Annotated in this window: 25 protein-coding genes; 4 read left to right on the top strand and 21 right to left on the bottom strand. The window is 69.0% G+C overall.

Translation table 11 applies throughout. The features are described from left to right. Positions 1 to 125 precede the first annotated feature (125 nt). The 4 genes from DFQ59_RS18560 (at position 126) to DFQ59_RS18550 (ending at position 2621) form a co-directional block, all read left to right on the top strand. The gene (locus DFQ59_RS18560; RefSeq protein WP_147275287.1) at positions 126 to 587 is read left to right on the top strand and encodes a hypothetical protein; all 462 of its coding nucleotides are present in this window, start codon (positions 126 to 128) and stop codon (positions 585 to 587) included. A gap of 211 nt (positions 588 to 798) precedes the next feature. Beyond that, positions 799 to 1326 (top strand): hypothetical protein, encoded by a 528-nt coding sequence (locus tag DFQ59_RS19660; protein WP_147275286.1) that lies wholly within the window; start codon positions 799 to 801, stop codon positions 1324 to 1326. 92 nt (positions 1327 to 1418) lie between these two features. Beyond that, positions 1419 to 1745, top strand: coding sequence for a hypothetical protein (locus DFQ59_RS19655; protein WP_147275285.1), 327 nt, complete (start codon positions 1419 to 1421; stop codon positions 1743 to 1745). A 357-nt stretch (positions 1746 to 2102) separates the two neighbouring features. Continuing rightward, a complete protein-coding gene (locus DFQ59_RS18550; RefSeq protein WP_114281228.1) occupies positions 2103 to 2621 on the top strand; it encodes a DUF2199 domain-containing protein in 519 nt (172 codons plus the stop codon). A 157-nt stretch (positions 2622 to 2778) separates the two neighbouring features. Here the strand turns inward: DFQ59_RS18550 and atzF are convergent, their stop codons facing one another. The 21 genes from atzF to tpx all read right to left on the bottom strand — a co-directional run bounded on the left by atzF (position 2779) and on the right by tpx (position 26612). Continuing rightward, complete coding sequence (atzF, locus tag DFQ59_RS18545; RefSeq protein ID WP_114281227.1) at positions 2779 to 4590, bottom strand: allophanate hydrolase; 1812 nt, start codon at positions 4588 to 4590, stop codon at positions 2779 to 2781. Positions 4591 to 4604: 14 nt separating this feature from the next. Next, complete coding sequence (uca, locus tag DFQ59_RS18540; RefSeq protein ID WP_114281226.1) at positions 4605 to 8231, bottom strand: urea carboxylase; 3627 nt, start codon at positions 8229 to 8231, stop codon at positions 4605 to 4607. 227 nt (positions 8232 to 8458) lie between these two features. Next, positions 8459 to 9109, bottom strand: coding sequence for an urea amidolyase associated protein UAAP2 (locus DFQ59_RS18535; protein WP_114281225.1), 651 nt, complete (start codon positions 9107 to 9109; stop codon positions 8459 to 8461). 32 nt (positions 9110 to 9141) lie between these two features. Next, positions 9142 to 9867 (bottom strand): urea amidolyase associated protein UAAP1, encoded by a 726-nt coding sequence (locus tag DFQ59_RS18530; protein ID WP_114281224.1) that lies wholly within the window; start codon positions 9865 to 9867, stop codon positions 9142 to 9144. Positions 9868 to 10078: 211 nt separating this feature from the next. Next, positions 10079 to 10549 carry a nickel-responsive transcriptional regulator NikR gene (gene nikR / locus DFQ59_RS18525; protein ID WP_114281223.1) on the bottom strand — a complete coding sequence of 157 codons (471 nt, stop codon included), beginning with the start codon at positions 10547 to 10549 and terminating at the stop codon, positions 10079 to 10081. Between the two features lie 42 nt (positions 10550 to 10591). Further along, positions 10592 to 11953, bottom strand: coding sequence for a type III glutamate--ammonia ligase (glnT, locus tag DFQ59_RS18520; RefSeq protein ID WP_114281222.1), 1362 nt, complete (start codon positions 11951 to 11953; stop codon positions 10592 to 10594). A gap of 1 nt (position 11954) precedes the next feature. Beyond that, a complete protein-coding gene (locus DFQ59_RS18515) occupies positions 11955 to 12746 on the bottom strand; it encodes a creatininase family protein (RefSeq protein ID WP_114281221.1) in 792 nt (263 codons plus the stop codon). Next, a complete protein-coding gene (locus tag DFQ59_RS18510) occupies positions 12736 to 13650 on the bottom strand; it encodes an ABC transporter ATP-binding protein (RefSeq protein WP_114281220.1) in 915 nt (304 codons plus the stop codon). Before DFQ59_RS18510 ends, DFQ59_RS18515 begins: the two co-directional genes overlap by 11 nt. A gap of 34 nt (positions 13651 to 13684) precedes the next feature. Then, on the bottom strand, positions 13685 to 14647 hold the full coding sequence (locus DFQ59_RS18505) for an ABC transporter permease (RefSeq protein ID WP_114281219.1): 963 nt from the start codon (positions 14645 to 14647) through the stop codon (positions 13685 to 13687). A 54-nt stretch (positions 14648 to 14701) separates the two neighbouring features. Continuing rightward, positions 14702 to 15682 (bottom strand): ABC transporter substrate-binding protein, encoded by a 981-nt coding sequence (locus DFQ59_RS18500; RefSeq protein WP_114281218.1) that lies wholly within the window; start codon positions 15680 to 15682, stop codon positions 14702 to 14704. Positions 15683 to 15929: 247 nt separating this feature from the next. Beyond that, positions 15930 to 16826 (bottom strand): DMT family transporter, encoded by an 897-nt coding sequence (locus DFQ59_RS18495; protein WP_211315003.1) that lies wholly within the window; start codon positions 16824 to 16826, stop codon positions 15930 to 15932. A gap of 58 nt (positions 16827 to 16884) precedes the next feature. After that, positions 16885 to 17697, bottom strand: a complete 813-nt coding sequence (locus tag DFQ59_RS18490; RefSeq protein ID WP_114281217.1) for a hypothetical protein — start codon at positions 17695 to 17697, stop codon at positions 16885 to 16887. 302 nt (positions 17698 to 17999) lie between these two features. After that, the gene (gene sixA, locus DFQ59_RS18485) at positions 18000 to 18473 is read right to left on the bottom strand and encodes a phosphohistidine phosphatase SixA (protein ID WP_114281216.1); all 474 of its coding nucleotides are present in this window, start codon (positions 18471 to 18473) and stop codon (positions 18000 to 18002) included. A 258-nt stretch (positions 18474 to 18731) separates the two neighbouring features. Continuing rightward, positions 18732 to 19826 carry an ABC transporter permease gene (locus tag DFQ59_RS18480; RefSeq protein ID WP_114281215.1) on the bottom strand — a complete coding sequence of 365 codons (1095 nt, stop codon included), beginning with the start codon at positions 19824 to 19826 and terminating at the stop codon, positions 18732 to 18734. Next, positions 19823 to 20926 (bottom strand): ABC transporter permease, encoded by a 1104-nt coding sequence (locus tag DFQ59_RS18475; RefSeq protein WP_114281214.1) that lies wholly within the window; start codon positions 20924 to 20926, stop codon positions 19823 to 19825. Before DFQ59_RS18475 ends, DFQ59_RS18480 begins: the two co-directional genes overlap by 4 nt. Beyond that, positions 20923 to 21882 carry an ABC transporter ATP-binding protein gene (locus DFQ59_RS18470; protein WP_245937323.1) on the bottom strand — a complete coding sequence of 320 codons (960 nt, stop codon included), beginning with the start codon at positions 21880 to 21882 and terminating at the stop codon, positions 20923 to 20925. Before DFQ59_RS18470 ends, DFQ59_RS18475 begins: the two co-directional genes overlap by 4 nt. Continuing rightward, the gene (locus tag DFQ59_RS18465) at positions 21879 to 22808 is read right to left on the bottom strand and encodes an ABC transporter ATP-binding protein (RefSeq protein ID WP_170142220.1); all 930 of its coding nucleotides are present in this window, start codon (positions 22806 to 22808) and stop codon (positions 21879 to 21881) included. The genes DFQ59_RS18470 and DFQ59_RS18465 overlap by 4 nt, the downstream gene beginning before the upstream one ends. Then, positions 22805 to 23821, bottom strand: a complete 1017-nt coding sequence (locus DFQ59_RS18460) for an HlyD family secretion protein (RefSeq protein ID WP_114281212.1) — start codon at positions 23819 to 23821, stop codon at positions 22805 to 22807. The genes DFQ59_RS18465 and DFQ59_RS18460 overlap by 4 nt, the downstream gene beginning before the upstream one ends. A gap of 219 nt (positions 23822 to 24040) precedes the next feature. Next, positions 24041 to 24400, bottom strand: coding sequence for a diacylglycerol kinase (locus DFQ59_RS18455; protein ID WP_114281211.1), 360 nt, complete (start codon positions 24398 to 24400; stop codon positions 24041 to 24043). Positions 24401 to 24513: 113 nt separating this feature from the next. After that, positions 24514 to 25974: an aminomethyl-transferring glycine dehydrogenase subunit GcvPB gene (gcvPB, locus tag DFQ59_RS18450; protein ID WP_114281210.1), complete on the bottom strand. Its 1461-nt coding sequence runs from the start codon at positions 25972 to 25974 to the stop codon at positions 24514 to 24516. Between the two features lie 134 nt (positions 25975 to 26108). Next, a complete protein-coding gene (gene tpx / locus DFQ59_RS18445; protein ID WP_114281209.1) occupies positions 26109 to 26612 on the bottom strand; it encodes a thiol peroxidase in 504 nt (167 codons plus the stop codon). Positions 26613 to 26671 lie beyond the last annotated feature (59 nt).

The following is a 26671-nucleotide window of genomic DNA, read 5'->3' as shown; positions in this document are numbered from 1 at the left end:
ACACCAGTAGTAAAAGACACATCAAAACTAAAAAACGTTGGGCACTTAAGAGCCCTAACAAAAGGGTCAAGTTGACGCCAAAAGGCGGCGCAACTCCCCCATGACGTTATGCCTAATAAAAGCCGATGACGAGTGAAACGAAAAAGATGTGGGCTTATTCAGCAGTCTTTGCGATAGCAGCGGCTGTGAGTAGCTATGTGATCGCGTCCCAAAATCTTGCGGCGAACACATACGGCATTATCAGCGCCGTGCTAATCACGACCATCGTAGCGCTGTTTTGGTCACGCTTCTTAGTTCCTACTCTATTCACCAGAAATAAGCTGTCAGTATTCAATCAGGTTCTGTTCGGAATCGTCGTAGCAACTTTCACAATCTTTATAAGCGCAGGCATATTTGGCCTCACCCAATTGGATGGAATGGAAGCAATTACAGAGCTGGGCTTTTTCGGGTTATTGGTAAACGTACTTGGCTCTGGGGTTATGGTTATGGTGTTCAGCTACCTCATGTATTGGTGGCTAATATTGCCGTTGTTTGTTGGCAGTGCTATGGCTCTGCGCTGGTTCACTCTAAATGCGTATATCGAGTGAAAGGCATAACCAGTTGCACTGTCCATTACACACAGGTCATGGCGTAAAGATCACGGCGCCCCGGGCGAATGGATCAAGCGCCGTGTAGGAGGAGGATCACGCGCAGTGGTGTTCTGGGATCACCTGCGCCTGACACTGGGGTCGGACCCACGTAACAAACTGTTTCAACGGACAATCGCTCTCTCAAACCCTTTCCTGAAAGGCTTAGAGCATGAATTTCCGCCCTGAAAGTCATGCTGCAAGCACCCGGCCTGCTTATATTTTAGGAGCAGAAACAATGCCTGTAGCTAATGACGGCGATATTGTTCGAGGGCTTGGCTTCGTCACTATGTATGCTGCTTGGCTAGAGGAAGATGTCGACGACATCTTGCGGTTTACTTCTCCTGTTGAGCCTTTCGGCGAAAACAAGCAGCGTTGGCCAATCAGCCGAAAACTCAAGCATGCGGCGAAAGTCGTTCGTAAGCTGAAGAGCAGCGAACTCGATGGTTTGCCTGAAGCGCTGGAAGGGGCCGTAGACCTCTTTGAACGTCGGAATGCATTTGTACATGGTCGCATATACGCAGGGCATGAACGCGTGGATTACGTGAACGGCGGGCGTCCGAATTCGCCCGCCAAGGAGATTACGTCAGCCGAGCTCTACTCCCTGGCAAACGAGCTTTGGGATTACCGGGGCCACTTCATCGGGCCACAGTTGTTCCGTATGCCTAGAGCCATAGGGGCGTTCCTTGGTTCCAGATGACCCGCCAAAGCGGCGCTGGTTTTGCTGTTTTCGCCAACGTTCTATGGGCCGCTTTGCCAGTCACCTGAACCAATCGTTATGAGCAATGAAAAATGGATATCTATCTTGATCATGAGAAAAATGAGTCAAATTCAAAGATAGCTATAGTTGCGCTATTGATATCATTCTGCTCCGGCTTGGGCCTTTGGTTCTATAAAGCGCCGGTAGAAAATAATACCCTTACATTCTGGGTCGGCGCTGTATTAATAGGGCTGCCATCTTGGGCCGGACTTGAATCATTCGGGTCATTAGTATTCAGCGCCCAATGGGTAAATAAAATATCAAAAACACTACGCATTTTAATCGGTGTTATCTGGGCACTGATAGGCCTGAGTATTACTGGCGTTTTAGTAATTGCCTTATCTACTTTAATGCAATAGCGAGCCATCAACCCACCTGGTGACACTGGGGTCGGACCAACGTAACAAACTGTTTCAACGGACAATCGCTCTCTCAAACCCTTTCCTGTAAGGCTTAGAGCATGAATTTCCGCTCTGAAAGTCATGCTGCAAGCACCCGGCCTGCTTACACGTGCCCCGGCCTTCCCGGTTGACAGGTCTCCGCTGCACCCGCCCCTGCAAGGCGGGGCTTCCCCCATTGGCCTGAACCGCCGATAGTCATGCCCCTTTCTGCCCCAGGGCGTACAATGGTCACATGCAGGCTGACCACTGCTGACTGCGGTGTATACCAGGCAACAGCCGACTGACCCTCCGACCGCCCCGAAAGGATGACGGACTATGGCAGCGATTTTCAGCTTCAGGTGCTCGAGGTGCGGGGAGATACACGAGGGATCGCCCAGCTTCAGCTTCGACGCGCCCGCCCCCTTCCTGGAGCAGAGCGAGGAGGTCCGGAACAACGGCAACCTGGGGACCGATCTCTGCGAGTACGAGGACGGGGACGGCGAGCACTACTTCATCCGGGCGTGCCTGGAGATACCCATCCACGGCGTCGACGAGCCGTTCCTGTGGGGGGTGTGGGTCTCCGTGAGCGAGAAGAGCTTCGTGCACTATGCCGAGACCTACGACTCGCCGGACCCCACCGACCGGTTCTTCGGCTGGCTCTGCAACCACCTGCCCTGCTACGAGGACACCTACGCGCTGAAAACGCGGGTCCATCCCCGGGAAGGCGGCGTCCGGCCCTATATCGAGCTGGAGGAGACCTCCCACCCCCTTTCGGTCGATTTCCACCAGGGGATTTCCGTTGCGCGGGCGCAGGAGCTTGCCGAGGCGGCCATGCACCAACAAGACGGCGACTGAGCCCGTCGAGAACCCGCGACCGCGGCCTGGCCCGTCGAGCGGTTCGAAAGTCCCATGGCGCCGGACTGCCGGCAGACCCTCCAGATGCGGAAGCCTTGAGGTGCGGCCGGCCGGTGGCTGACGCCGCCCCGGCACGGTTCCCCGTTTCCCGCCTCCATCAGCCCGGGCCCTTCAACTCCAGGTACCGCCGCCAGCTCCCCAGCCCGGTAATCTCCTCCGCGCCCGCCACGGCGTAGGCCTCGCACAGGAAGCCCTGGGCGGTGGCGCCGTTCTCCAGCTCCAGGGTGCCGATGCCGAGCGGCGCGGGGATGCCGGCGACGAAGCCGCCGTAGTGCTCGGCGGGAAGGTCCCACACCTCCACCTCCACGGCTCCGCCGCCCTCCTCCACCCGCACCAGGCCGGGGCGGAAGGGAGGGCCGCCGGGAAGGGCGTAGAAACGGTAGCGGGGGGCGGTGCGGGTGCGGGCCAGGAGGCGGCCGCCGCGGTCGGTGAGCTGGTGGTTCAGCGGCAGGCCCGAGAGGTGGGCGCCGCAGACCACCATCTCGAGGCGGGCACCGTCGCTCCCGGGCGCGGGCGCGGATGCGAGTGCGGGCAGCGGGCGGCCGGTGGCGCCGAGGCCGGTGTCGGCCGCCTGGTGCAGGCGGCCGCCCAGCTCCAGCAGCTTGCGGTCGTGGAAGGCGGGGGCGAAGAGGGTCACGCCCAGCGGCAACCCGTCGTGGCGGAACCCGGCGGGGACCGCCACGGCGCTGTAGTCCAGCAGGTTCATGAAGTTGGTGTAGGTGCCGAGGTTGCTGTTGAGGCGGACGGGGTCGGCCTCCACCGCCGCGATCGTGTAGATGGTCCCGGCGGTGGGGGTGATGACGAGGTCCACGCCCGCCAGAACCCTGTCGGCGGCGCGCTTCAACTCCGCCAGCCGGTAGCGGGCCTCGAAGGCGGCCACGGCGGTGGGTTCGATGCCCGGCTCGATGATCCGCCGGGTGACCGGGAGCAGCCGCTCCGGACCGGCCTCGATGAAGGCGCGGATGGCGGCATAGCGCTCCGCCACCCAGGGGCCCTCGTAGAGCAGGCGCGCGGCCTCAAGGAACGGCGCGAAGTCGATCGCCACCGCGGTGCCGCCCAGCGACTCCAGGTGCGAGACGGCGAGCGTGAAGAGGGCCTCGGACTCAGGATCGTCGAAGAATTCCAGCTGCCCGGGCAGCGGCACGCCGAAACGGAAGCCGGGCTCGGGCAGCACCGCCGGGGCGCCCGCGGGCGGCGGGCGCGAGAAGGGATCCTCCCCATCGTAGCCCGCGGCCACGTCCAGCACGGCCCGCGCGTCGGCCGCGGTGAGGGCGAAGATGGAAACGCTGTCGATGGTGCGGCAGGCGGGCACCACGCCGCGGCCGGAGAGCAGGCCGCAGGTGGGCTTCAGCCCCACCAGGTTGTTGAAGGCGGCCGGTACGCGGCCGGAGCCGGCGGTGTCGGTACCGAGACCGAAGGCCACCGTGCCGTTGGCCACCGCCACCGCCGAGCCGGCGCTGGAGCCGCCGGAGACGTAGGCCGGGTCGAAGGCGTTGCGGCAGGCCCCGTAGGGGGAGCGGGTGCCCACCAGCCCGGTGGCGAACTGATCCAGGTTGGTCTTGCCGACGGCGATGGCGCCCGCGGCCAGCAGCCGCTCCACCACCGCGGCCGAGCGCTCCGGGGTGTAGGCGAACTCCGGGCACGCGGCGGTGGTGGGCACGCCCGCCAGGTCGATGTTGTCCTTGATGGCGAAGGGCACCCCGTAGAGGGGCAGCCCCCCGGGACCGCGCGCCTCCAGCTCGGCGGCCCGCGCCCGCAGCGCCGCGGCCGGGAGCACGTGAATCCAGGCGTTGCTCTCGCGGGTGGCCTCGATGCGGGCCAGCACCCGCTCCACCACCTGCGTGGGGGTGAGGCTGCCGTCGCGGTAGGCGGCGGCCAGCGCCGCCAGGTTCAGATCCGGGGTCTCCATGTGCCGCCCTCTCCCTACGCTGTCGCGGCGGTCGCGCCGCGGATGATGACCAGGTTCTGGCCCGCCGCCACCTGCCCGCCCTCGCGGCAGAGCACCGACTCCACCACGCCATCCTCGGCGGCGAGGATGGCGATCTCCATCTTCATGGACTCCACGATCACCAGCTCCTGGCCCGCATGGACCCGCTGGCCGGCCTGCACGGGGATCTGCCAGACGCTGCCCGGCACGTGGCTGGCGATGGGATGGCAGCCCGGCGGCAGCTCGCCCTCCTCCACCGGCGCGGCGTCGGCCTCCTGCTCCCAGGTGCTCTGCCCATCGCGCTCCCAGCGCTCGCGCTCGGCATCGAAGGCGGCCTGCTGGCGGCTCTTGAAGGCGGCGATGGATTCACTGTTCCCGGCGAGGAAAGCGCGGTAGTCGCGCAGGCTGAAGGTGGTCTCCTCCACCTTCAGCCTGAAGCGGCCCTGGATGAACTCCTCGCGCATGCGCAGCAGCTCTTCGCCGCCCACCGGGTAGAAACGGATCTGGTCGAAGAAGCGCAGCAGCCACGGCTTGCCGCCGGTGAAGTCGGCGGTCTGGCGGTAGCGGTTCCACATCTGCACCGTGCGCCCCACGAACTGGTAGCCGCCCGGCCCCTCCATGCCGTAGACGCAGAGATAGGCGCCGCCGATGCCCACGGCGTTCTCCGGCGTCCAGGTGCGCGCGGGGTTGTACTTGGTGGTCACCAGGCGGTGGCGCGGGTCCAGCGGCGTGGCCACCGGAGCGCCCAGGTAGACGTCGCCCAGGCCCAGCACCAGGTAGCTGGCATTGAAGAGGATCTCCCGCACCTGGTCGATGGAGTCCAGCCCGTTGATGCGGCGGATGAACTCGATGTTGCTGGGACACCAGGGCGCGTTGGGGCGCACCGACTGCATGTACTTGTCGATGGCGAGCCGGGTGGCGGGATCGTCCCAGGACAGCGGCAGGTGGACGATGCGGCTCGGCACCTCCAGCTCGTCCAGCGGCGGCAGCTCCGCCTCGGCCGCCACCAGGGTCTCCAGCAGCTCGCCGGTGGCGAGCACACGGCTGTCGTAGTGCACCTGCAGGGAGCGGATGCCGGGGGTGAGGTCGACGATGCCCGGCACGTTGCGATCCTTCAGCCACGCCATCAGGGCGTGGGCGCGGAAGCGCAGCTCCAGGTCCAGCACCAGCGGGCCGTACTCCACCAGCAGGTAGCGGTCGCCCGCCTGGCGGTAGGTGACCTCCACCCGCTCCGCCGTGGCCGGTAGGCGCGCCAGCACCGGTCCCTCCGCGGGCGCCGCGGGACCGCCCTCGCGGCGGATGGGCGCGGGTCGCTCGGGGGCCTGCGACAGGGCCGCCACCTCGCGCGCCTGCACCGCCTCGCGGTGGCTGGCCTCCGCCAGGGTCAGGGGACGGAAGCGCACCGTGTCGCCGGGCTTCAGCTGCCCGAGCTTCCACAGCTCCGCCTGGACGATGGTGGCCGGGCAGACGAAGCCCCCGAGGCTGGGGCCGTCGGGGCCGAGGATCACCGGCATGTCGCCGGTGAAGTCCACGCTGCCGATGGCATAGGCGTTGTCGTGGATGTTGGAGGGGTGCAACCCCGCCTCGCCGCCGTCGCTGCGCGCCCACTTCGGCTTGGGACCGATGAGGCGCACGCCCGTGCGGCTGGAGTTGTAGTGCACCTCCCAGGCGGTGCCGAAGAACATCCCGATGTCCTCATCGGTGAAGAAGTCGGGCGCGCCGTGGGGGCCGTAGAGCACGCCCACCTCCCACTCGGTCGTGTACTCGGGCACCAGCGCGGGGGGCAGCGCCGCCGGCGCGGCCTCCGGCTCGCTGCCGCCCAGGTGCAGCACGTCGCCCACCCGCAGGGTGCGCCCGGCATGCCCGCCGAACTGGCCGAGGGTGAAGGTGGCGCGGCTGCCCAGGTAGTCGGGCACGTCGAAGCCGCCGCGCACGGCGAGATAGGCGCGGGTGCCGGGGCCGGCCGCGGCCTTCAGGCGCAGCGTCGCGCCGGCGGGGACCGTGACGGGCGCCCACCGCGGCACGGGCCCGCCATTGAGCTCCGCCTGCATGTCGGCGCCGGTGAGCGCGATGACCGCCCCGGTGTTGAAGCGCAGCGTCGGTCCCGAAACGGTGAGCTCCAGCCCCGGCGCGCCCTCGGCGTTGCCGACAATGCGGTTGGCCAGCCGGAAGGCGAGATGATCCATGGGGCCCGAGGGCGGCACCCCCACGTCCCAGTGGCCCACGCGGCCGGGCCAGTCCTGCACCGTGGTCTGGGTGCCGGGCACCAGCACCTCCACCGTGGCGGGGGCGTAGTGGAAGCCGCCGAGGAAGGCGGTGATCTGCCGGCCGCGGCGGAAGGTGTCGTGGGCCACCACCTGGCGCAGGTAGTCGAGGTTGGTCTCGATGCCCGCCACCCGCGTGGCCGCAAGCGCCCGCGACAGGTTGGCGAGGGCCTCGGCGCGATCGGCGCCGGCGCAGATGATCTTGGCGATCATCGGGTCGTAGTGGGGCGGCACCTCGCTGCCCCGCTCCACCCAGGTCTCCACCCGCGCCGTCCCGGCGAAGTCCGCCTCGGTGAGCAGGCCGGCGCTGGGCTGGAAGTTGCGGGCCGGGTCCTCGGCGTAGAGGCGCGCCTGGATGGCCCAGCCCCGGGGGTTGGGCCGGTAGCTGTCGAGGAACTCGCTCTCCCCGGCGGCCTGGCGCACCATCCACTCCACCAGGTCCACGCCGTAGACCTCCTCGGTGACGCCGTGCTCCACCTGCAGGCGGGTGTTCACCTCCAGGAAATGGAAGTCGTCGGTGTCGGCGTCGAAAATGAACTCCACGGTCCCCGCCGACCGGTAGCCCACCGCCCGCCCGAGACGCACGGCGGCGGCGTGGAGGCGGGCGCGCAGGGCGTCGTCGAGGCCGGGGGCCGGGGTCTCCTCGATCACCTTCTGGTTGCGCCGCTGCACCGAGCAGTCGCGCTCGCCCAGGGCCACCACCCGGCCGGCGCCGTCGCCGAAGATCTGCACCTCGATGTGGCGGGCGCGCTCGATGAACTTCTCCAGGAACATGCCCACCTGGCCGAAGTTGTTGCGGCTGAGCCGCTCCACCGAGTGATAGGCCTCGCGCAGTTCCGCCTCGTCGCGGCAGAGCTGCATGCCGATGCCGCCGCCGCCCGCCGTGCTCTTGAGCATCACCGGGTAGCCGATGCGCGCGGCCTCCGCCAGGGCGTACTCCACCCCCTCCAGCAGCCCGCTGCCCGGCAGCAGCGGAACGCCGTTGATCTGCGCCAGCTCGCGGGCGGTGTGCTTGAGGCCGAAGTCGCGCATCTGCTGCGGCGTCGGGCCGATGAAGGCGATGCCCTCGGCGGCGCAGAGCTCGGCGAAGGCCGCGTTCTCGCTGAGGAAGCCGTAGCCGGGATGGATGGCCTGGGCGCCGCTCTCCCGCGCCGCGGCGAGGATGCGGGCGGTATCCAGGTAGCTCCGGGAGGCGGGCGCCGGACCGATGCACAGCGCCTCGTCGGCCTGGGCCACGTGCAGGGAGTGGGCATCGGCCTCCGAGTAGACCGCCACCGACTTGATGCCCATGCGCTTCAGGGTGCGGATGACGCGGCAGGCGATGGCGCCGCGGTTGGCGATCAGGACCTTCTTGAACATGCTTCTTCCACTCCGGCGATTAATTCAACGCTAAGACGCGAAGGCGCAAAGACCCAGGTCAAGAAAGGCGAATCGAGTTGCGCGGGGAGCCACCCGGGCCATACCGGCCCCCGGTTGCCCATCGCTCCGCACCCATCGTCACACTCACAGGATCTTCCCTCTTCGCGGCTTGGCGCCTTTGCGTCCTGGCGTTAATTCCTTTCCACGCAAGTTCCTTTCCAACCCGGTCACGGCGCATCCCAGACCAGCATCTCCACCGGGGTGGGGTTGTAGGCGTTGCAGGGGTTGTTGAGCTGGGGGCAGTTGGAGACCAGCACCAGCACGTCCATCTCGGCGCGCATCTCCACGTACTTGAGCGGGGCGGAGATGCCGTCCTCGAAGGTGAGGCCGCCCGCCGGGGTCACCGGGACGTTCATGAAGAAGTTGATGTTGCTGGAGAGATCGCGCTTGGTCATGCCCCGATCCCACTGCGCCAGCGCCATCAGGAAGCTGTCGCGGCAGCTGTGCATGTGGCGCTTGTCCAGGGCGTAGCGCACCGTGTTGCTCTCCGCCGAGCAGGCGCCGCCGAGGGTGTCGTGGCGGCCGCAGGTGTCGGCGGTGATGGTGAGCATCACGTTGCCGAGGTTGGAGAGCAGCTTGGTGCCCGTGGTGAGGTAGATGTTGCCCTGCCCGCGGATGGTGTCCTGGGCGCTGTAGCGCTCCTCCGGGTCGGCGGCGCTGTAGAACAGGGTGTCCACCGCCTGGTTGCCCTCGAGGTCGAGAATGCGGAACACCTGCCCCTGCTTCACCACCTTCATCCACGGCTCGCCCGCGGGCACCACCTCGCGGCAGAGGGCGTCTGCCGGGTCGAGCGGGCTCTCCACCAGTTGCGTCGTCATGGTCGTTCTCCTGTTCGCTGCGCGGGCCGGGCTCAGAGGTAGAGCCGATCGGTGTTGGCGAAGCCGCGCCGGTTCTCGGGGCAGCGGTTGCGGCAGGGATCGTCGGCGCCGGCGGGACCGCTGTACCAAGCGGTGAGCTTCACGTCGCGGGGCCGGTACTCCGGATCCGGATCGAGGGGATGCTGGCAGGTGGAGAGCACCACCAGGGTTTCCATCTCGAAGCGGAGATCCACGTGGTCGCCCGCCCGCGAGTGGCCGCCGGCGAAGGCCATGTTGCCACCGTCGTCCACCACCACCTTGCTGAAGAAATTGATGTTGGGCACCAGGTCGCGCCGGCCGAGTCCGTACTTGGCCACCTCGTTGAGCAGGCTGTCGTAGCCGTTGCGGTGGCAGGCGTTGCGCGCCTCCTGGTAGCTCAGCGCGCCGTACCTGCGCGCCACCATGGCGGCGTTGGAGACGCCGCCGATGGGATCGTGCCAGCCCACGCTGTCGCCGGTGATGGAGCAGAGCACGCGGCCCATGTCGGAGTAGCAGGCGCAGCCGGCGGTGAGGTGGGCGGTGTGCTGCGCCTTGAGGGTGTCGGCCATGTTGTAGCGCTCGAGCTTCTCCTCGTTGTTGTAGAGCAGCATGGCGACATTGGCCCCGCCACCCACGTCGGTCAGGCGCAGGGTGGTGCCGCGGCGGAGCACCCCGGACCAGTGGGCCCCGCCCGGCACCAGTTCCTCCCACAGCGGGCTGCTCGGCGAAGATTCACGCATTGAAACCACCTCCTGTTCGGAGCCTCGCGGGACTCCCGGCTCGTAACGATTCCCGGTATTAACAATTCCGTTTTCGGTAATACCCTGCATCGGTAACAGCAAGGCGCGTGCCAGCCGGACACGGCCCTGGAACCCCGGAAAAACAGGCCTGCGCAGGGGTCACGCGCACCATCCTGGATCAGTGCCCCGCGGCCGGCACGGTCCTGGTGCATCACGCCTGGCCGGCGCGTTTCTCCGCGGGCAGGTGCAGTTGCGGGATCAGCGTGGTGGTCAACTCCAGCTTGCCGGAGATGACCCCGCGCAGGGTGATCATCTCGTCGGCGATGAGCTGCAGCGCCGCCGCCGGCCCCTGCACCAGGATCACCTCCATGGTCTGGGAGTGCATGAGGTGGACGTGCAGCGAGCTGATCACCTCGCGGATGTGCTCGTGCTGGAGATCCGCCAGACTCTTCTGCAGGTTCGGCGTGGAGTGGTCGTAGAGCAGGGTGATGGTGCCGGCCATGATCTCGCTGCCCAGCGCCTGCTTGTGGGCCGCCACCTGCTCGCTCACCATCTCCGCGATGGCCTGGGATCGGCTCATGAAGCCGCGCTCCGAAACCATCGCGTCGAGCTGCCGCAGCAGCGGCTCCGGCAGGGAGACGCTGATGCGGCTGACGCCGCCGTTGCCGTTGTGACCGCTCATGCCCGTGCCCTCCCCTCCTTGCACTCCGTTGCCGGCGCCGTATCAGAACAGGTGGCTGTAGCGCTCGATCTCCCAGGCCGAGATGGTCTGGTGATAGGCGTTCCACTCCTGGCGCTTGTAGCGGATGAACTCGTCGCGCAGCCCCTGGCCCAGCGCATCGATGACGAAGGGGTCGGCCTCGAAGGCATCCACCGCCTCCTGCAGGTCGCGCGGCAGGAACTCGATGCCGCGCGCGGCGCGCTCCTCCTCGGTCAGCTCGTAGAGGTTGTCCTCCTGGGGCTGGCCGGGATCGAGCCCCTCGCGGATGCCCTCCAGGCCGGCGGCCAGCGCGAGCGCCGCGGCCAGGTAGGGGTTCACCGCGCCGTCGGCGTTGCGCGACTCGAAGCGGCCGCCGCCCATGGGCACGCGCACGGAGTTGGTGCGGTTGTTGGAGCCGAAGGAGTTGAACACCGGCGCCCAGGTGAAGTAGGGCATGTCGCCCTGGCGTACCAGCCGCTTGTAGCTGTTCACCGTGGGGGCGAACGCCGCGCACAGCGCCTTGCCGTGCTTGATGACCCCGGCGATGAACTGGTAGCCCAGTTCGGTGAGCCCCAGCCCCCGCGGGTCCTCCTTCGGGTCGCGGGCGAACAGGTTCCTGCCCGTCTCCAGGTCGTAGAGGGACATGTTGAAGTGGGCGCCGTTGCCGGTCTTGTCGGCGAAGGGCTTGGGCATGAAGGTGGCGACGAGCCCTTCCTGCTTCGCGAACTCCTTGGCCATCAGGCGCAGGAAGGTGTAGCGGTCGCAGGAGGTGACCGCGTCGGCGTACTTGAAGTCGAATTCGAACTGGCCGTTGGCGTCCTCGTGGTCGAAGGAGTAGAGGTCCCAGCCCAGCGCGTTGATGGCGGTGGCCATCCGGTCGAGCCAGCCGAACTGGTCGAGGAAGCCGCGGGCATCGTAGCAGGGCTTGGTGAGCCGGTCGTCGGGGTTGGGCACCGCGAGGCTGCCGTCGGCGTTCTGGCGCAGCACGAACACCTCCGCCTCGATGCCGAGGTTCATCCCGAAGCCCATCGCGGCGGCCTTCTCCAGCTGCTTCTTCAGCGCCACCCGTGCGTTGAGGGGGTAGGGCTCGCCGTGGAAGGTGTTGTCGGCGGGCATCCACGCCATCTCCGGCTGCCAGGGCAGCTGGATGATGTGGTCGAGATCCGGCATCGAGGCGATCTCGTCGTCGTTGGGCTTCTGCCCGAGCCCGTCCAGCGCATAGCCGGTGTAGAGCTCCGAGCCATGGGCCATGTGCTCCAGGTGGTCGATGGGCACCACCTTGCCCTTGGGGTTGCCGTGGATGTCCACGTAGGCGCCGAGGCAGTACTTCACCCCCTTGGCCTTCAGTTCGTCCCGGATCCGCTTGATCTCTTCGGCGCTCTTCATGTCAGCAACTCTCGTCGGTCTTTTCGAAGTAGGAGTGGGGCAGGGGCGGCTCCTCGGCCATGCCCCGGGTGATCAGTTCCGCCAGGTCATCCACCATCCAGGCGTAGAGCTCGGCGCCGGCGGCGGCGCTGGCGCGGCTGGGATAACCGGTGACGCCGTTGCGGCTGGTGCGGTTGACCGGGTGGGCGAAGACGCTCTCCGTGGTGCGATCCGGGTCGTCAGCCGCCTCGATGCGCTCCTCGCGCACCAGCGCCGGGGCGATGGCCTGCATCAGCGCCGTCTCGGCGGCGTTGGCGTGCCAGTCGCCGGCGTCCTCGAAGTGGCGCGCGCGCACCCGCTCGCTGATGGCGGCGCTGTTGACCAGCGCCACCATCAGGCCGTCGTGCTCGGCGCGCAGCATCTCCAGCGCGCAGCGCAGGGGCGCGGCGTTGGTGACGTGGCCATTGACCAGGAACAGGCGCCGGAAGCCGGAGGCGTGGAGCCAGTCGCCGATGTCCTTGACCACGTCGATGAGGGTCTTGGGCTGCAGCGCCAGGGTACCGGGCCAGCGCCTGGAGTGGCCGATGGAGCAGCCGTAGGGCAGCGCCGGCAGCAGCGCCACGCCGGTGCGCGCCGCCGCGTCGCGGCACAGCCGCCCGGCGATCTCGGTGTCCATCCCGCAGCCCAGGTGCGGACCGTGCTGCTCGGTGGCGCCCACGGGCAGGAGGGCCCCGTCGATGCCCGCCGCCGGCAGGCGGCCGATCTCCTCCCAGGTGAGGGTGTGCCAGTCGTTGAGGCGCGCTTCAATAGACATCGCTCACCTCGTCGTCCAGCGGCACCATGCGCACCAGGTTCAGGTGATCCTCGCTGAGACCCGTCTCCTCCGACTGTGGCGGGTGGATCAGGGCCTCCAGGCGCGCCTTGGTGGCGAGGAACCCGGGGCTGAGGAACTGGTCCGGGTTGCGCGGGTGGGGCACGGGCACCTCGATGAGCTCCTGCACCTCGCCCGGGTGGGCCTTCAGCACCAGGATGCGGTCGGCCAGGTAGATGGCCTCGTCGAGATCGTGGGTGATGAAGACGATGGTGATGTCGATGTTCTTCCAGATGTCGAGCAGGTAGGCCTGCATGCGGGCGCGGGTCTGGGCGTCCAGGGCGCCGAACGGCTCGTCCATCAGCAGCACCCGCGGCTGGTTGGCGAGCGCCCGGGCGATGGCCACGCGCTGCTTCATGCCGCCGGAGAGCTGGTGCGGGTAGCTGTCGGCGAACCTGGCCAGGCCCACCAGGTCGATCCACTGCATCGCCTCCTGGTCCTCCATGCCGGTGCGCCTGGACATCTTGAGGCCGAACATCACGTTCTGCTTCACCGTGAGCCAGGGAAACAGGGTGTAGCCCTGGAACACCATGCCGCGGTCGGGGCCGGGGCCGTGCACCGGCCGGCCGTCCAGCAGCACCTCGCCGCTGCTGTGGCTCTCCAGCCCGGCGAGAATGCGCACCAGGGTGGACTTGCCGCAGCCGGAGGGCCCGATGACGCAGACGAACTCGCGCCGGTGGGTCTTGAAGTTGATGTCGCGCAGGGCGGTGACCCGGCCCTGGGGCGACTCGAAATCCTTGCCCAGCCCCTTCACCTCCAGGATCACCGGGCGCTGCTTCAGGCGGGTGAAGCGCTCGCGGACGGCCTCGGACTGGTCGAGGTAGCTGGGCAGCTCGATATGGCTCATGGGAATGTCCCGTTCTTGTGGAACGCCCGTTCCATCAGGCCGCGGAGGCGCGCTGCCAGGGGAAGATGCGCCGCCCCAGCCAGGCGAGCACCAGGTCGGTGGAGAGCCCGATGATGCCGATCATGATGATGGCGGCGTAGACGTTCTCGAAGTTCTTGTAGCGGGCCTGCTGGGTGATGAACCAGGTGATGCCGGAGCTGGTGCCGATCATCTCGGCGACGATGAGGTAGGTCCACGCCCACCCGAGCAGGATGCGAAGGTCCTTGTAGAGGTCGGTGATGATGCCCGGGATCACCACCCGGAACAGCAGGTTCAGCCGCTTAGCCCCGAGGGTCATGGCCGCTTCCAGGAGCGAGGGGTCGATCTTGCGGGTGGTGTTGGAGACCACCAGCACCTGCTGGAAGAAGGTGCCGATGAAGATGATGGCGATCTTGGGCGCTTCATGGATGCCGAGCACCGCCACCGCCAGGGCGCCGAAGGCGGGCGCCGGGAGGTAGCGGAAGAACTCGATGAACGGCTCGTTGAGCCGTGAGACGGCGTCGTAGGTTCCGGCCAGGATCCCCAGCGGCACACCGATGAGCGAGGAGATGAGGAACCCCAGGGCGATGACCGTGATGCTGTCGCCGAGGCTCTCGTGCAGCCACTTCTCGTTGCGCCGCTGGGGCTCGGTGGTGAAGGCGGTGAACATCGCCCGGGCCACCTGGTGGGGCGCCGGCAGGTAGACCGGGTTGGCCGGCTCGCCCGCGGGCAGCGCAGCGCCCTCCCCGCGCACCTTCTCCCGCTCCCGGTCGAAGACCTCCCGCTCCACCAGCATCCCCGGCTTGAAGTAGGAGACCGCCCCCGGATCGCTCACCTCCACCATGGGATGCCAGATGAAGGGCACGTAGCTCACCAGGCACCAGACCAGCAGCGGCAGGACGAAGCTCATGATCGCGAGGGTGAGGCGCCGGTTGGGCGCCAGTTCCCTGCGGGCGGCGAACCATGGCTGGCTGGTCATCAATCTCGTCTCCACGCTGCTGATCCGGTGCCGGTGGACGCGCTCCTGGGCGGCTTACCGGGCGTTGGTGAGGGAACCGTCGATGTAGGCGTCCACGTCCTGGGCATCCTTGTAGACGTCGTTGGCGAGGTTGAACTCGTCGACGATCTTCGAGGAGCCGTAGAGGGAGCCGAAGCCCTCGCCCTTGACGAAGAACTGTTTCGCCTCGTCCAGGGTCAGGATCCGGGTGCCGTTGATGAAGGATTCGTACTCCGCGGGCGACACGCCCACCCGCGATGCCATGATGCGCACCGCATCGGCGTGGGTCTCGGGGTCGAGGATGTAGTCCACCACCCGGTACCAGACATCCACCACCTTCCGCCACTCGTCGCGGCGGGCGGAGAGGCTCTCGGGGGAGACGGCGAGCACGTCGTAGATGAGGCCGGGTTCGTCGGCGCTGGTGTAGATGGGACTGGAGCCGGCCACCAGCTTCAGCGCCATGCCGGAGTTGGGCTGCCAGGCGCCGATGGCCGCCACGTCACCGGAGGCCAGCACCTGCGGAGTCTCGTTGGTGGGGACGTTCACCAGTTCCACGTCCGCCTCGGTCAGGCCGGCCTTCGCCAGGCCGTTGAGCAGCAGCAGGTGATCCACGAAGCCGATCTCCACGCCCACCTTCCTGCCCTTGAGATCGGCGATGGACTCGACGCCCGGCGCGCCCACGATCATGTCGTTGCCGTTGCTGTAGTCGTTGATGATGATCATCACGCTCTTGGCGCCGGTGGCGCCGGTGACCAGGGCGTCGCCGTTGGTCATGGTGACGGCGTCGAGCTGGCCGGCGGCGAAGGCGTCCATGGAGGCCACGTAGTCGAACCACTCGAACTTCACCTCGACCCCGGCCTCCTTGAACCACTGCTTCTCGATGGCCACCTCCCAGGCGACCCAGCCGGGCCAGTCGCTGTAGCCGATCTTCAACGGTTCTGCGGACGCCAGCGCGGACGCCCCCAGCAGCATGGCGCCGGCCAGCGCGCCGAACATCCTGCGGACACTGATTTTCATGGTGAGCCCTCTTGTTAATACGAAATGGGAAATTGGTATTAACGACAGGGCAAGGGCTGTGCCAACTGGAATGAATCAGCGAATAGCCCGTCAATACAACTGGTTGCTCGCCGGATTCCGCAAGCGGAGCCGGGGCGGCGCGGGCCGGGGGCGCACCACCCGGGTGCACGGGCAGGGACGGATGAGCGGATTTGGGGCGGGGTGCCGGAGCGGGCGCTCCGGCCTCAGCGGCGGTTGGGAGCGCCGGTCACACCCGCTCCGCCGCGGGGGGAATCACCGGTTCCAGGTGCTCCCCGCCACGCCGCGACTCCAGCACGGCGGCGGCGAGGATGAGGGCACCCCCGGCCCATTCGTTGGCCGCGAGGGTCTCGCCGCCGACGAGGGTGGCGGAGACCACCGCGGCCAGCAGCTCCACGATGAGGATGACCGCGGCGCGGCCCGCCTCCAGGTGGGTCACCGCCCACAGCGCCGAGACGGTGGCCAGCAGCAGCCAGCCCAGCGCGAAGAACAGCAGCCAGCCCCAGGTGGAGAGGGAGAGCGGCGGCAGCGGCAGCCCCTGGGTGAGGACCACGGCCAGCGCCATCAGGCCGACGCCGAGAAAGTTGATGGCGCTCTTGCTGGTGACGGGAACCGCCTGGGCGGCGCGGCAGGTGATGTTGTTGAGCGCGAAGGCCATGCCGGCGCTGAGGGCCAGGAGATCCAGCGCCGCGGGCGGCTGGCGCAGGATCTCCCAGCCGCCCAGCACCAGGAAGGCGCCGGCCAGCGCCAGTCCCAGGCCGAGCCCGCGCCGGCGGTCGATGGGCTCGCGCAGGAACAGCCGGCCGCCGAGCACGCCCCAGACCGGCGCGAGGTAGAAGAGCATCATCGCCCGGACCACCTCGCCGTAGATCATGGCGCCGGCGAACGCCAGGTTGGCCCAGCCGCCCAGCAGCAGCATCAGCCACATGTAGCGGGCTTCCCGCCGCCAGGCCGCGCGCTCGCGCCACAGCCACGGCAGCAGCACCAGCGCCACCACGCCGTAGCCAAGCAGGATCAGCAGCGGCCCCTGCAGCCCCTGCTGGTGGAAATGCTTCAGGGGCCACCAGGTAAGGCCCCACATGATCGCGCTCAGCACCAGGACCGCGACCGGCAACGACTTGCGCACGCAATTGACCTCGACTGGCCCGGCGGGAGTCCGGGGAGCGGCGGCTATTGTACCGGTTTCAGGCCCACTGGAACCCGCCGCTCCACTCCATCACCCGCCAGCGCCGACGGCCCGCGCCCGTCGTCTCGTGGCAGTAGAGCCCGCCGGATTCCCGCCGGGCGGGGGACAACCGGCCAGCCAGGTCCAGGGAGCGGCCTTCGCGGAACGGCAGGGTGGAGAGCCGGATCTCCCAGGGCCCCATCCCGCCGCGGCGCAGGCCGAAGCTGATCTCGAAGTCCGCCAGCCGCAGCAGCAGCGCGCGCCGTTCGGGCGCCGCGTCCACCAGGTGGGCGAGATCCGGCGCCTGGGGCGGACGCCAGCCCCGTTCCCGGGCGTACATGAACCAGTCGCCCACCACCACCAGGAAACTGCGGCGCAGATCGCCGTCCTCGGGCATCAGTTCCAGCACCGCCTGCTCGCCGCTCGCCGGGGGCAGGCGGCGCCACACCTCCCGGTACGGGGCATGCACCCCCTCTTCGACCACGTAGTCCGGCGAGAAGCGCATGCGGCCCACATCCCTCAGGGCGCGATCCGGCTGGAAGTCTATGGCCCGCAGCCAGTGGCAGGTGCTCTCCTCCACCAGCAGCTGGCCGGCGAAGCCCTGCTGTCCCATCAGCCAGCGCAGCTGCCTGTCAGTGCACCCATCGAGGCTCTCCACCCCGCTGAAATCGGGCCGCTCCGCCGGCACGCGCAGATCGCAGCAGAAGCTGCGGGACTGCAGCCACACCACCTGGGAAGCGGTATCCAGCCCCCGGTCGTCCTCCAGCGAGATCCGGCCCCATAGGCCCAGGTAGTTCGCCGGCACGGCGTTCAGGCGATGCCTTTGGTTCATGTGCGGTGCTCCGGGAAAGAACCTGCGCAGCAGGTCGGCGGATCGATGGCAGCGGTTCCCGCCTGTGTCGAATCCGCGTTCCGTGAAATCCAGCAAATTGCGTGCCGGACCAGCGCCCCACGGGCGGGCCGCACCCCGGCGCCGGTTCAGGCCGGTCGGCGCACCGCCCCCCGGGCGCCCCGCCGCACCATCCCGGTTCGGGAAGGCGGGCGGCGGCACCGTCCTGGTGCCTGGACCGGGCGCGGGCATAGCCGGTTCATCGGCGACACAGCCGGCCGGCAGGGACGACGGCGGTGTCCCTTTCATCCCGGCGGGGAGAGCAGCTCCGGCGCCACCATCCAGGCGATCCGCCAGGCGCCGGCGGCATCCCGCTCCAGGCAGACCAGCGCGCCCGGGCGGAAGGCCGCCACCGGGGGCTCCTCGCGGCCGGTCAGCAGGCGCGCCGCGAGGCGCCCCACGAAGGGCATGTGGCCCACCACCAGGGTGTCCACGCTCCAGCGCCCGGCCAGCTCGGCCAGGGGCGCGACGGGATCGTTGGGGGCGATGTCCGCCACCACGGTGGTCCGCCCCCCGGGCATCACCGCCTCGGCCAGCCGCTCCGCGGTCTGCCGCGCCCGCAGCTTGCCGCTGTGGTGCACGTGCCCGGCCCGCACCCCGGCCCGCTGCAGGAACTCCGCCAGCCGCGCCACGTCCGCGCGCCCCCGCTCGCTCAGGGGCCGCTTGCCATCCTCCGCCTCGGGTACCGCGTCGCCATGCTGCGCCAGGTAGAGTCGCATCGCCGCCTCGCTCCGATCGGAAACACCTACAGTAGTTAATAGACAGGATTTACAGGATGGACAGGATTCCAGGACAAAAAGACTTTTACCCGCAGATTACACGGATTACGCAGATATATCGTGGTGCCTGCAGATGGCTGCGCAGCAGGAACTGCCGCTGCGAACGCACACCTCACCTGAAGACGCAGAGAGGCTTAAGTCCGTAAATCCCGTGAATCCTGTCTATTCACGTTTTTTATCTTGACCGGGCCATCAGACTCAGCGCAGGCGCAGAGCGCTGAGGAGGAGGAAGACGGTGCCGAGCAGGCCCATCATGCCGTACTCGAACAGGTGATCGGTGAGCCCCCCGCCCTTCAGGAACAGGTCGCGGATGACCACCAGGTAGAAGCGCAGGGGGTCGAGCCAGGTGACCAGCTGCACTCCCTCGGGCATGTTGCGGATGGGGAAGGCGAAGCCCGAGAGCATGATCATGGGCATCACCAGGAACACCGCCAGCAGCATCGCCTGCTGCTGGGTACTGGACCAGGTGGAGATGAGCAGCCCCAGCCCCAGGCTGCTGGTGAGGAACAGGATGCTGCCCGCCATCAGGGCGGTGGAGCTGCCGCGGAAGGGCACGTCGAACCAGTACACCGTGATGACGGAGACCAGGACCACGTCGAACAGCCCCACGGCCGCCACCGGCAGCAGCTTGGCGATGAGGAACTCGAAGCGCCCGATGGGCGTGACCAGCAGCCGCTCGAGGGTGCCCACCTCCCGCTCCCGCACCACCGTCATGGCGGTCAGGATCATGGTGGCGATGAGCACCACGTTGGCGATGATGCCGGGCATGAAGTAGGGCCGGTCGTCCAGGTTCGGATTGAACCAGGCCCGCTCCTCCACCTGCACCGGCGGGCCGGCGCCGGAGAGAATCGCCGCGTGGGTGCGCAGGCGCTGGCTGAGCTGACTGACGATGAGCAGCGCGCTGTTGGAGTCGGAGCCGTCCGCCACCAGCTGCACCACGGGGCGGGTGGCGAAGTCCTGGGGCAGGCGCACCAGGGCGCGCACCTCGCTGCGGTCCATGGCCTCCTCCGCCGCCCCCATGTCCGGGTAGGTCCGGAGCACGAACTCGCCGCCCGCCGCCAGGGCCTGCACCAGCTCGCGGCTGGCGAGGCTCCGGGACTGGTCCACCACGCCGACGCTGGCCTCGCGCACGTCGAAGGTCGCGGCGTAGCCGAACAGGAACAGCTGGATGAGGGGCGGCACCAGCACGAAAAAGCGCATGCGCGGCTCCCGCAGCAGCGCCAGGAACTCCTTGCCCAGCAGCGCCCGCAGCCGCACCCACCCCACCGCCAGGGCACCCGGGAAGCCGGTCACGACTGCAGCCCCAGCTTGCGCGCCCGCAGCAGCACCACCCGCATCAGCACCAGCAGCAGGACGCCGAGCACCAGCACCTCGGTCCACAGCAGCAGCGGCGACACCCCCTTGAGGAACACCGCCTTGGAGAGGGTGGTATAGGCGCGGGCCGGGAGGATGCGGGTGAACCACTGCAGCACCACGGGCATGTTCTCGATGGCGAATATGAACCCGGAGAGCAGGAACGCGGGCAGGAAGGAGCTGATGAGGGCGATCTGGCTCGCCAGCACCTGCTGGCCGGCGGCGATGGAGATGAGCATGCCCTGCAGCATCACCACCAGCAGGAACAGGGCCGAGACCGCCAGCAGCCCGGGGAAGGAGCCGCGCAGGGGCACCTCGAACAGCCACACCGCCGCGCCGGCGGCCACCAGGAAGTCCGCCATGCCGATGACGAAATAGGGCAGCAGCTTGCCGGCCAGGAACTCCCCGCGGGTGAGCGGCGTGGTGCGCAGCATGACGATGTTCCCGAGCTCCATCTCCCGCGCCGCGGTGAGCGCGGTCATCAGCGCGCCGATGACCGCCATCACCACCGCGATGACCCCGGGCACCACCGCCAGCCGGCTCTCGCTCGCCTCGTTGAACCAGACCCGGTTGCGGATCTCCAGCGGCGGCACGCCGCCCTGCTCCATGGCGTAGTCGTTCACCAGCGCCAGGGTGTAGTTGCGCACCAGGCGCGCGGTATTGGCATCCACCCCGTCGAGGATGAGCTGCAGCCGCGCATCGCCCTGCCCGAGCGCCGCGGCGAAATCGCGGGGGATGACCAGCCCGGCCCAGATCTCGCCGTGCTGGACGGCGTCGGTGAGGGCGCGGCGATCGTGGAAGCGATCGACCACCGCGAAGGCATGGCTGGCGTCGAGACGGGCGGTGAAATCCCGCGACACGGCGTCGTTCGACTCCTGCAGCACGCCGATGGGCGCCTCGGTCACATCGAGCCGGATGGCGTAGCCGAACAGGAACAGGAGCATGGCCGGCATCAGCAGCATCAGCGCCAGGCTGCGGGGATCGCGCAGCAGGTGCCACCACTCCTTGCGCGCCATGGCCCGGACATGCTGGAGGTTCATTGCCCCTCCAGCACGGCCACGAAGACATCCTCCAGGTCGGGCTCCGCCGCCGCCACCCGCTCCAGCTCCAGGCCGCGCTCCCGCGCCAGCGCGGCGATCCGCGCCCGCACCGCCGCCGGGTCCGCGCCCGGCTCCAGGCGCACGCGCAGGGAACCGGCGTGGGGGATCACCTCGCGCACCTCCTCCCAGCGGGCCAGCGCGCCGGCGCACTCGTTGCAGCGGGCCATGCGCACCTCGAGGATGGGGGTGGGCAGCGGCCGCGCCACCAGCTCCGCCGGGCTGCCCTCGGCCACGATGCGCCCGGCATCCATCAGCGCCAGGCGGTCGCAGAAGGCCGCCTCGTCCATGTAGTGGGTGGTGACGAGGATGCCCATTCCCCCCTCGGCCAGCTCGTAGATGAGCTCCCAGAACTGCTGGCGGGCCAGGGGATCCACGCCCGAGGTGGGCTCGTCCAGGAACAGCACGTCGGGCTGGTGCAGCAGGGCCGCGGCCAGGGAGAGGCGCCGCTGGAAGCCCAGGGGCAGATCCCGGGCCAGGGTCCGGCCATGCTCCGCCAGCCCCATGTGCTCCAGCCCCCAGGCCAGCCGTTCCCGGCGCCGGCGCCCGGTCAGGCCGTAGAGCCCCGCCTGCAGGGCCAGGTTCTCCGCCGTGCTGAGCTCGCCGTAGAGGGCGAAGCGCTGGGCCAGGTAGCCGATGCGCGCCCGGGCGCGGCGCGGGTGGCGCACCATGTCCACCCCCGCCACCTCCATGCTCCCGGCCGTGGGCGGCAGCAGGCCGCAGAGCATGCGGATGGTGGTGGTCTTGCCGGCGCCGTTGGCGCCCAGCAGCCCGAACACCTCGCCGGCAGCCACCGCCAGGGCGACGCCGTCCACCGCGGTGAAGCTGCCGAAGCGGCGCGTCAGCCCCTCGGCGGCGATCATCGTCCCGGTGGCTGCGGTGGCGGCCGCGCGGGTCACGCCCCGTCCTCCCGTCCGTTGCCCAGCGCCAGGCGCAGCACCGCGTCCTGCAGCGTGGGCGACGCCGGCTCCGCGGCGAGCGCCGGATCGATCCGCGCCAGCGCCGCGGCGAAGGCCACCGGCGGGGTGGAGGCGGAGAGCCAGGCATGCAGCCGCGCCCCCACGGGGAACACCTGCTCCACCCCGTCCAGGGCCGCCACCTCCCCGCGGCGCCCGCGCGCCCCGGGACCGGAGACCGCCACCAGGACGGAGCCCTCCACCCGGGCCAGCGCCTCCGGCGCCCCCTGGTGCACGATGCGCCCCGCCTCCAGGATGGCCACCCGGTCGCAGCGCTCCGCCTCGTCCATGTTGGCGGTGGCGTAGAGAATGGTCATGCCCTCGGCGCGCACCCCGTCCAGGAGCTCCCAGAAGGCCCGCCGGGAGAGGGGATCCACGCCGGTGGTGGGCTCGTCGAGGCACATCACCTCGGGGCGGCTCATCAGGGCACAGGCGAGCGCCAGCTTCTGCATCATGCCGCCGGAGAGCTGGCCGGCCCGCCGCGCCTCGAAACCCGCCAGCCCGGTGCGCCGGAGCAGATCCGCCGCCCGGGCCTGCGCATCGTCGCGGCGCAGGCCGTGGAGATCGGCGAAGAAGGCGAGGTTCTCGGCCACGGAGAGATCGGCATACAGGCCGAAGCCCTGGGGCATGTAGGCGACGCGCGCCCGCAGGCCGGGATCGGCGGGCGCGCCGCCCAGCACCCGGACCCGCCCGCCGGCCGGGGCCAGCTGCCCCACCGCCAGGCGCAGCAGCGTGGTCTTGCCGGCGCCGTCGGCGCCCACCAGCCCGAACACCTCGCCCCGCTCCACCCGGAAGGCCACGCCGTGCAACACCGCCTCGGCGCCGTAGGCGAAGCGGAGATCCTCCAGCTCGATGAGCGGCGCGCTCACGGCGATGCCACGGGCTCCAGGCTCACATCCGCGGGCATGCCCACCTTGAGCAGCCCCTCCGGGTTGTCCACCTCCACCTTGACCCGGTAGACCAGGTCCACCCGCAGGGCGCGGGTCTCCACGGTCTTGGGGGTGTACTCCGCCTCGGGCGAGATGAAGGTCAGGCGCCCGGAGAAGACCCGGTCGGGCTGGCCGTCCACCCGCACCTCGGCCGGCATCCCGATCCGCACCCGCGCCAGATCCGGCTCCGTGAGGTAGGCCCGCACCCAGGGCCGCTCCAGCTGCGTGACCCGCAGCGCCGTCTGGCCCGGCTGCCACACCTCGCCGAGGTCGGCCATGCGCACGCTGACCACGCCCGCCGCGGGGCTCTCCAGGGTGGCGTACTCCAGCTGCCGCGCGGCGCTCTCGGCCGCGGCCCGGCGCGCCGCCGCCTCCGCCGCCGCGCGGTCGATATCCTCCTGGCGCGTCCCCTCCACCAGCAGCTCCAGGCGCTGGCGCGCCTCCTCCACCCCCGCCGCGGCCACGTCCCGCTGCCGGTCGGCCCGGTCCAGGTCCTCCCGTGAGGCCAGCTGGCGCGGCACCAGGTCCCGCATGCGCTTCACCTCCGCCTCGGCATAGCGCTGCTCCGCCCGGGCCCGGTCCAGGGTGGCCCGGGCCGCGGCCACCTCCTGGCTACGGCTGCCGGCGCGCAGGGCCGCCAGCGCCGCTTCCGCCGCCCTGGCCTCGGCGCGGGCACGTTCCAGCGCCAGGGTGAAATCGTGATCATCGAGCTTCGCCACCACCTGGCCGGCGTTGACCGCGTCCCCCTCGTCCACCGCGAGCTCGCTGATCCGCCCGCCCACCTGGAAGGCCAGGTCGTATTCACGGGCGTCCACGGTCCCGGAGAGGCGGATGGCGCCGTCGGTGGCCGCGTCGGACCAGGGCCACTTGCAGGCGACGAGGGAGAGAACGGAGAGGGTCAGCGCCAGGACGGCGGCTGAGCGCGTCGGTGAGAGCTTCCGTTGCAGGGCCATGTTCGGTTCCCAGATTGGAAAATGGGCAGCTAGTGTGCTGCGTCACTCTTGGAGAGTACTTTCAGAGCCCCCCGAAAGTGCCAGGACAAGGCGCGGTGCGCAGGCAATGGTTGTTCCCTTGTCAAGCGCTGCAACGCAGTCATGGCGCTTTCGGGGGACTCCCTGCGGGCGAGCCGCCGGTCGGTAAGATGCCCGGGCGGTCCGGCGCGCCGGGTCGGACTAGCCGAGCAGGACCAGTCCCCACACCACTGCGGCCAGCAGCAGGCACACGAGCACCGCCGCCGATCCCAGGTCCTTGGCGCGCCCGGCCAGCTCATGGTGCTCGGGGCCGATGCGGTCCACCACCGACTCCACCGCCGAGTTGAGCAGTTCCACCACCAGCACGCTGCCCACCGCGCCGATCATCAGGGCCCGCTCGATGCCGGTGTCGCCCAGCCAGCAGGCCAGGGGCACCGCCAGCGCCACCAGCAGCAACTCCTGGCGGAACGCCGCCTCGTTGCGGAACGCCGCCCGCAGCCCGGCCAGCGAATAGCCGGCGGCGTTGATGATGCGGGTCAGGCCGGTAGCGGACGATGCCATCGGTATTCAGTTGTTAGTGCCAGTTTTCGGGTCGAGGTTCCGGAGCCGGCGCGTCCCCTGCGCCAACGGGCGGATTCGCACTCCCGGGTGCCGGGAATGATGGCGCGCCATCCTCACTCGTGACCCGTCCCCGGCTTCCAGGCCAGGTCGAGATCGCGGGCGGCGCGGACGTCGTCGAGGCGCCGCACCGGCAGGGTGTAGGGCGCGCCCTTCACCAGCTCCGGCTGGCTCTCCGCCTCGGCCCGGATCTTCACCAGCGCCTCCACGAAGGCGTCCAGGGCCTCCCTGCTCTCCGATTCGGTGGGCTCGATGAGCAGGCACTCGGGCACCAGCAGCGGGAAGTAGGTGGTGGGCGCATGGTGGCCGTAGTCCAGCAGCCGCTTGGCGAAATCCATGGCGGAGACGCCGAAGGAACGGGCCTCGCGCTTCAGGGTGACGATGAACTCGTGGGTGGCGCGCCGTTCCGGGAAGGCCAGCTCGAAGCCGGCCTCGCGCAGGCCCGCCTGCAGGTAGTTGGCGTTCAGGGTGGCGAAATCGGCGACCCGGGTCAGGCCCCCGCGGCCGATGAGGCGCGCATAGACCCAGGCGCGCAGGATCACGCCGGCATTGCCGGCGAAGGCGCCCATGCGGCCGATGCTCTCCGGCCGGTCGTCCTCGTCCAGCCAGCGGTACTCGTCATCGTCGCGGGCCACCATGGGAATGGGCAGGTACGGCGCCAGCCGCCGGCTCACCCCCACCGGCCCGGCGCCGGGCCCGCCGCCGCCGTGGGGGGTGGCGAAGGTCTTGTGCAGGTTCAGGTGGATGACATCGAAGCCCATGTCGCCGGGACGCACCTTGCCGAGGATGGCGTTGAGGTTCGCCCCGTCGTAGTAGAGCAGGCCGCCGGCCTCGTGGACGATGCGGGCGATCTCGGTGATGCGGCGCTCGAACACCCCCAGGGTGGAGGGATTGGTGAGCATGATGCCGGCGGTCTGGGGCCCCACGGCCGCGCGCAGGGCCTCGAGGTCCACGTCGCCCTGGTCGTCGGTGGGAATCTCGCGGACCTTGTAGCCGCACATCACCGCCGAGGCGGGATTGGTGCCGTGGGCCGCGTCGGGCACCAGCATCTCCGCCCGCGCCGTGTCGCCGCGGGCGTCGTGGTAGGCGCGGATCATGGCCACCCCGGCGAACTCGCCCTGGGCGCCGGCCATGGGCGCCAGCGACACCGCCGCCATGCCCGTGATCGCCCGCAGCATCTCCTGCAGCTCGAAGGCGCAGGCCATGAAGCCCTGGCTGTGGCTCTCCGGCGCCTCCGGGTGGCGGGCCAGGAACTCCGGCAGCAGCGCGAAGCGGTTCGCCGCCCGCGGGTTGTACTTCATGGTGCACGACCCCAGCGGGTAGAAGTGGGTGTCGATGGAGAAGTTCTTCTGCGACAGCCGGGTGTAGTGGCGCACCGCCTGCAGCTCGGAAACCTCCGGCAGGCCGGGGGGTTCGCTGCGCAGAAAGGCCGCGGGTATGTCGTCGACCGCGGCAACGGCCGACGGCGCCTGTGAGGTGGCCCGGCGGCCCGGGCTGGACTGGTCGAAAATGAGCATGGCGTCGGTCGGTTGAGGGGCCGGGATCCGGTGTTCCGTCGGGAATGTATCGGTTGTGGCGTCGGGCCATCCGCATCGAGGCGTGACGGGGAAGCGCGGACGCCCCCCGTCACGCCTCGCTGTGCCTGCATCCGTTACCCGTTGGCGGCCGCCAGGGCGGCCTCGTAGTCGGGCTCCTGGGCGATCTCGGGCACCAGCTGGGTGTAGACGACCTTGTTGTCGCCATCCAGCACCACCACGGCGCGGGCGGTGATGCCGGACAGGGGGCCGTCGGTGATCAGCACGCCGTAGTCCTTGGCGAAGTTGCGGCTGCGCATCATGGACAGGGTGGCCGCGTTCTCCACCCCCTCGCTGGTGCAGAAACGGCCGGAGGCGAAGGGCAGGTCGGCGGAGACCACCAGCACCGCCAGGTCGTCACGGCCGGCGGCGGCCTCGTTGAACTTCTTGGTGGAGATGGCGCACACCGGGGTGTCCAGGCTGGGGACGATGTTGATGAGCTTGGTCTTGCCGGCGTAGTCGGACAGGGAGCGATCGGCCAGGTCCTTGTCCACCAGGACGAAATCGGGCGCGGTGCTGCCCAGCTCGGGCAGGTCGCCGTTGGTGTGGATGGGGTTGCCCTGCAGTGTCACTGTTGCCATCGGGTCTCTCCTTTGTCCATCGGTCGGGTTGCAGTCAGCGCGGGTGCGCGCCCGTTTCC

Origin of the sequence: Thioalbus denitrificans (genome assembly GCF_003337735.1) — a bacterium.
GTDB classification, from domain to species: domain Bacteria; phylum Pseudomonadota; class Gammaproteobacteria; order DSM-26407; family DSM-26407; genus Thioalbus; species Thioalbus denitrificans.
Note: the sequence above shows the minus strand (reverse complement) of the source record. Positions and strands in the feature narration are given on the sequence as shown.

Excerpts from the sequence above, each read along its gene's own strand:
- DFQ59_RS18560 (WP_147275287.1), top strand. The coding sequence starts at position 126 with ATGACGAGTGAAACGAAAAAGATGTGGGCTTATTCAGCAGTCTTTGCG.
- DFQ59_RS19660 (WP_147275286.1), top strand. The coding sequence starts at position 799 with ATGAATTTCCGCCCTGAAAGTCATGCTGCAAGCACCCGGCCTGCTTAT.
- DFQ59_RS19655 (WP_147275285.1), top strand. The coding sequence starts at position 1,419 with ATGGATATCTATCTTGATCATGAGAAAAATGAGTCAAATTCAAAGATA.
- DFQ59_RS18550 (WP_114281228.1), top strand. The coding sequence starts at position 2,103 with ATGGCAGCGATTTTCAGCTTCAGGTGCTCGAGGTGCGGGGAGATACAC.
- atzF (WP_114281227.1), bottom strand. The coding sequence starts at position 4,590 with ATGGAGACCCCGGATCTGAACCTGGCGGCGCTGGCCGCCGCCTACCGC.
- uca (WP_114281226.1), bottom strand. The coding sequence starts at position 8,231 with ATGTTCAAGAAGGTCCTGATCGCCAACCGCGGCGCCATCGCCTGCCGC.
- DFQ59_RS18535 (WP_114281225.1), bottom strand. The coding sequence starts at position 9,109 with ATGACGACGCAACTGGTGGAGAGCCCGCTCGACCCGGCAGACGCCCTC.
- DFQ59_RS18530 (WP_114281224.1), bottom strand. The coding sequence starts at position 9,867 with ATGCGTGAATCTTCGCCGAGCAGCCCGCTGTGGGAGGAACTGGTGCCG.
- nikR (WP_114281223.1), bottom strand. The coding sequence starts at position 10,549 with ATGAGCGGTCACAACGGCAACGGCGGCGTCAGCCGCATCAGCGTCTCC.
- glnT (WP_114281222.1), bottom strand. The coding sequence starts at position 11,953 with ATGAAGAGCGCCGAAGAGATCAAGCGGATCCGGGACGAACTGAAGGCC.
- DFQ59_RS18515 (WP_114281221.1), bottom strand. The coding sequence starts at position 12,746 with ATGTCTATTGAAGCGCGCCTCAACGACTGGCACACCCTCACCTGGGAG.
- DFQ59_RS18510 (WP_114281220.1), bottom strand. The coding sequence starts at position 13,650 with ATGAGCCATATCGAGCTGCCCAGCTACCTCGACCAGTCCGAGGCCGTC.
- DFQ59_RS18505 (WP_114281219.1), bottom strand. The coding sequence starts at position 14,647 with ATGACCAGCCAGCCATGGTTCGCCGCCCGCAGGGAACTGGCGCCCAAC.
- DFQ59_RS18500 (WP_114281218.1), bottom strand. The coding sequence starts at position 15,682 with ATGAAAATCAGTGTCCGCAGGATGTTCGGCGCGCTGGCCGGCGCCATG.
- DFQ59_RS18490 (WP_114281217.1), bottom strand. The coding sequence starts at position 17,697 with ATGAACCAAAGGCATCGCCTGAACGCCGTGCCGGCGAACTACCTGGGC.
- sixA (WP_114281216.1), bottom strand. The coding sequence starts at position 18,473 with ATGCGACTCTACCTGGCGCAGCATGGCGACGCGGTACCCGAGGCGGAG.
- DFQ59_RS18475 (WP_114281214.1), bottom strand. The coding sequence starts at position 20,926 with ATGAACCTCCAGCATGTCCGGGCCATGGCGCGCAAGGAGTGGTGGCAC.
- DFQ59_RS18460 (WP_114281212.1), bottom strand. The coding sequence starts at position 23,821 with ATGGCCCTGCAACGGAAGCTCTCACCGACGCGCTCAGCCGCCGTCCTG.
- DFQ59_RS18455 (WP_114281211.1), bottom strand. The coding sequence starts at position 24,400 with ATGGCATCGTCCGCTACCGGCCTGACCCGCATCATCAACGCCGCCGGC.
- gcvPB (WP_114281210.1), bottom strand. The coding sequence starts at position 25,974 with ATGCTCATTTTCGACCAGTCCAGCCCGGGCCGCCGGGCCACCTCACAG.
- tpx (WP_114281209.1), bottom strand. The coding sequence starts at position 26,612 with ATGGCAACAGTGACACTGCAGGGCAACCCCATCCACACCAACGGCGAC.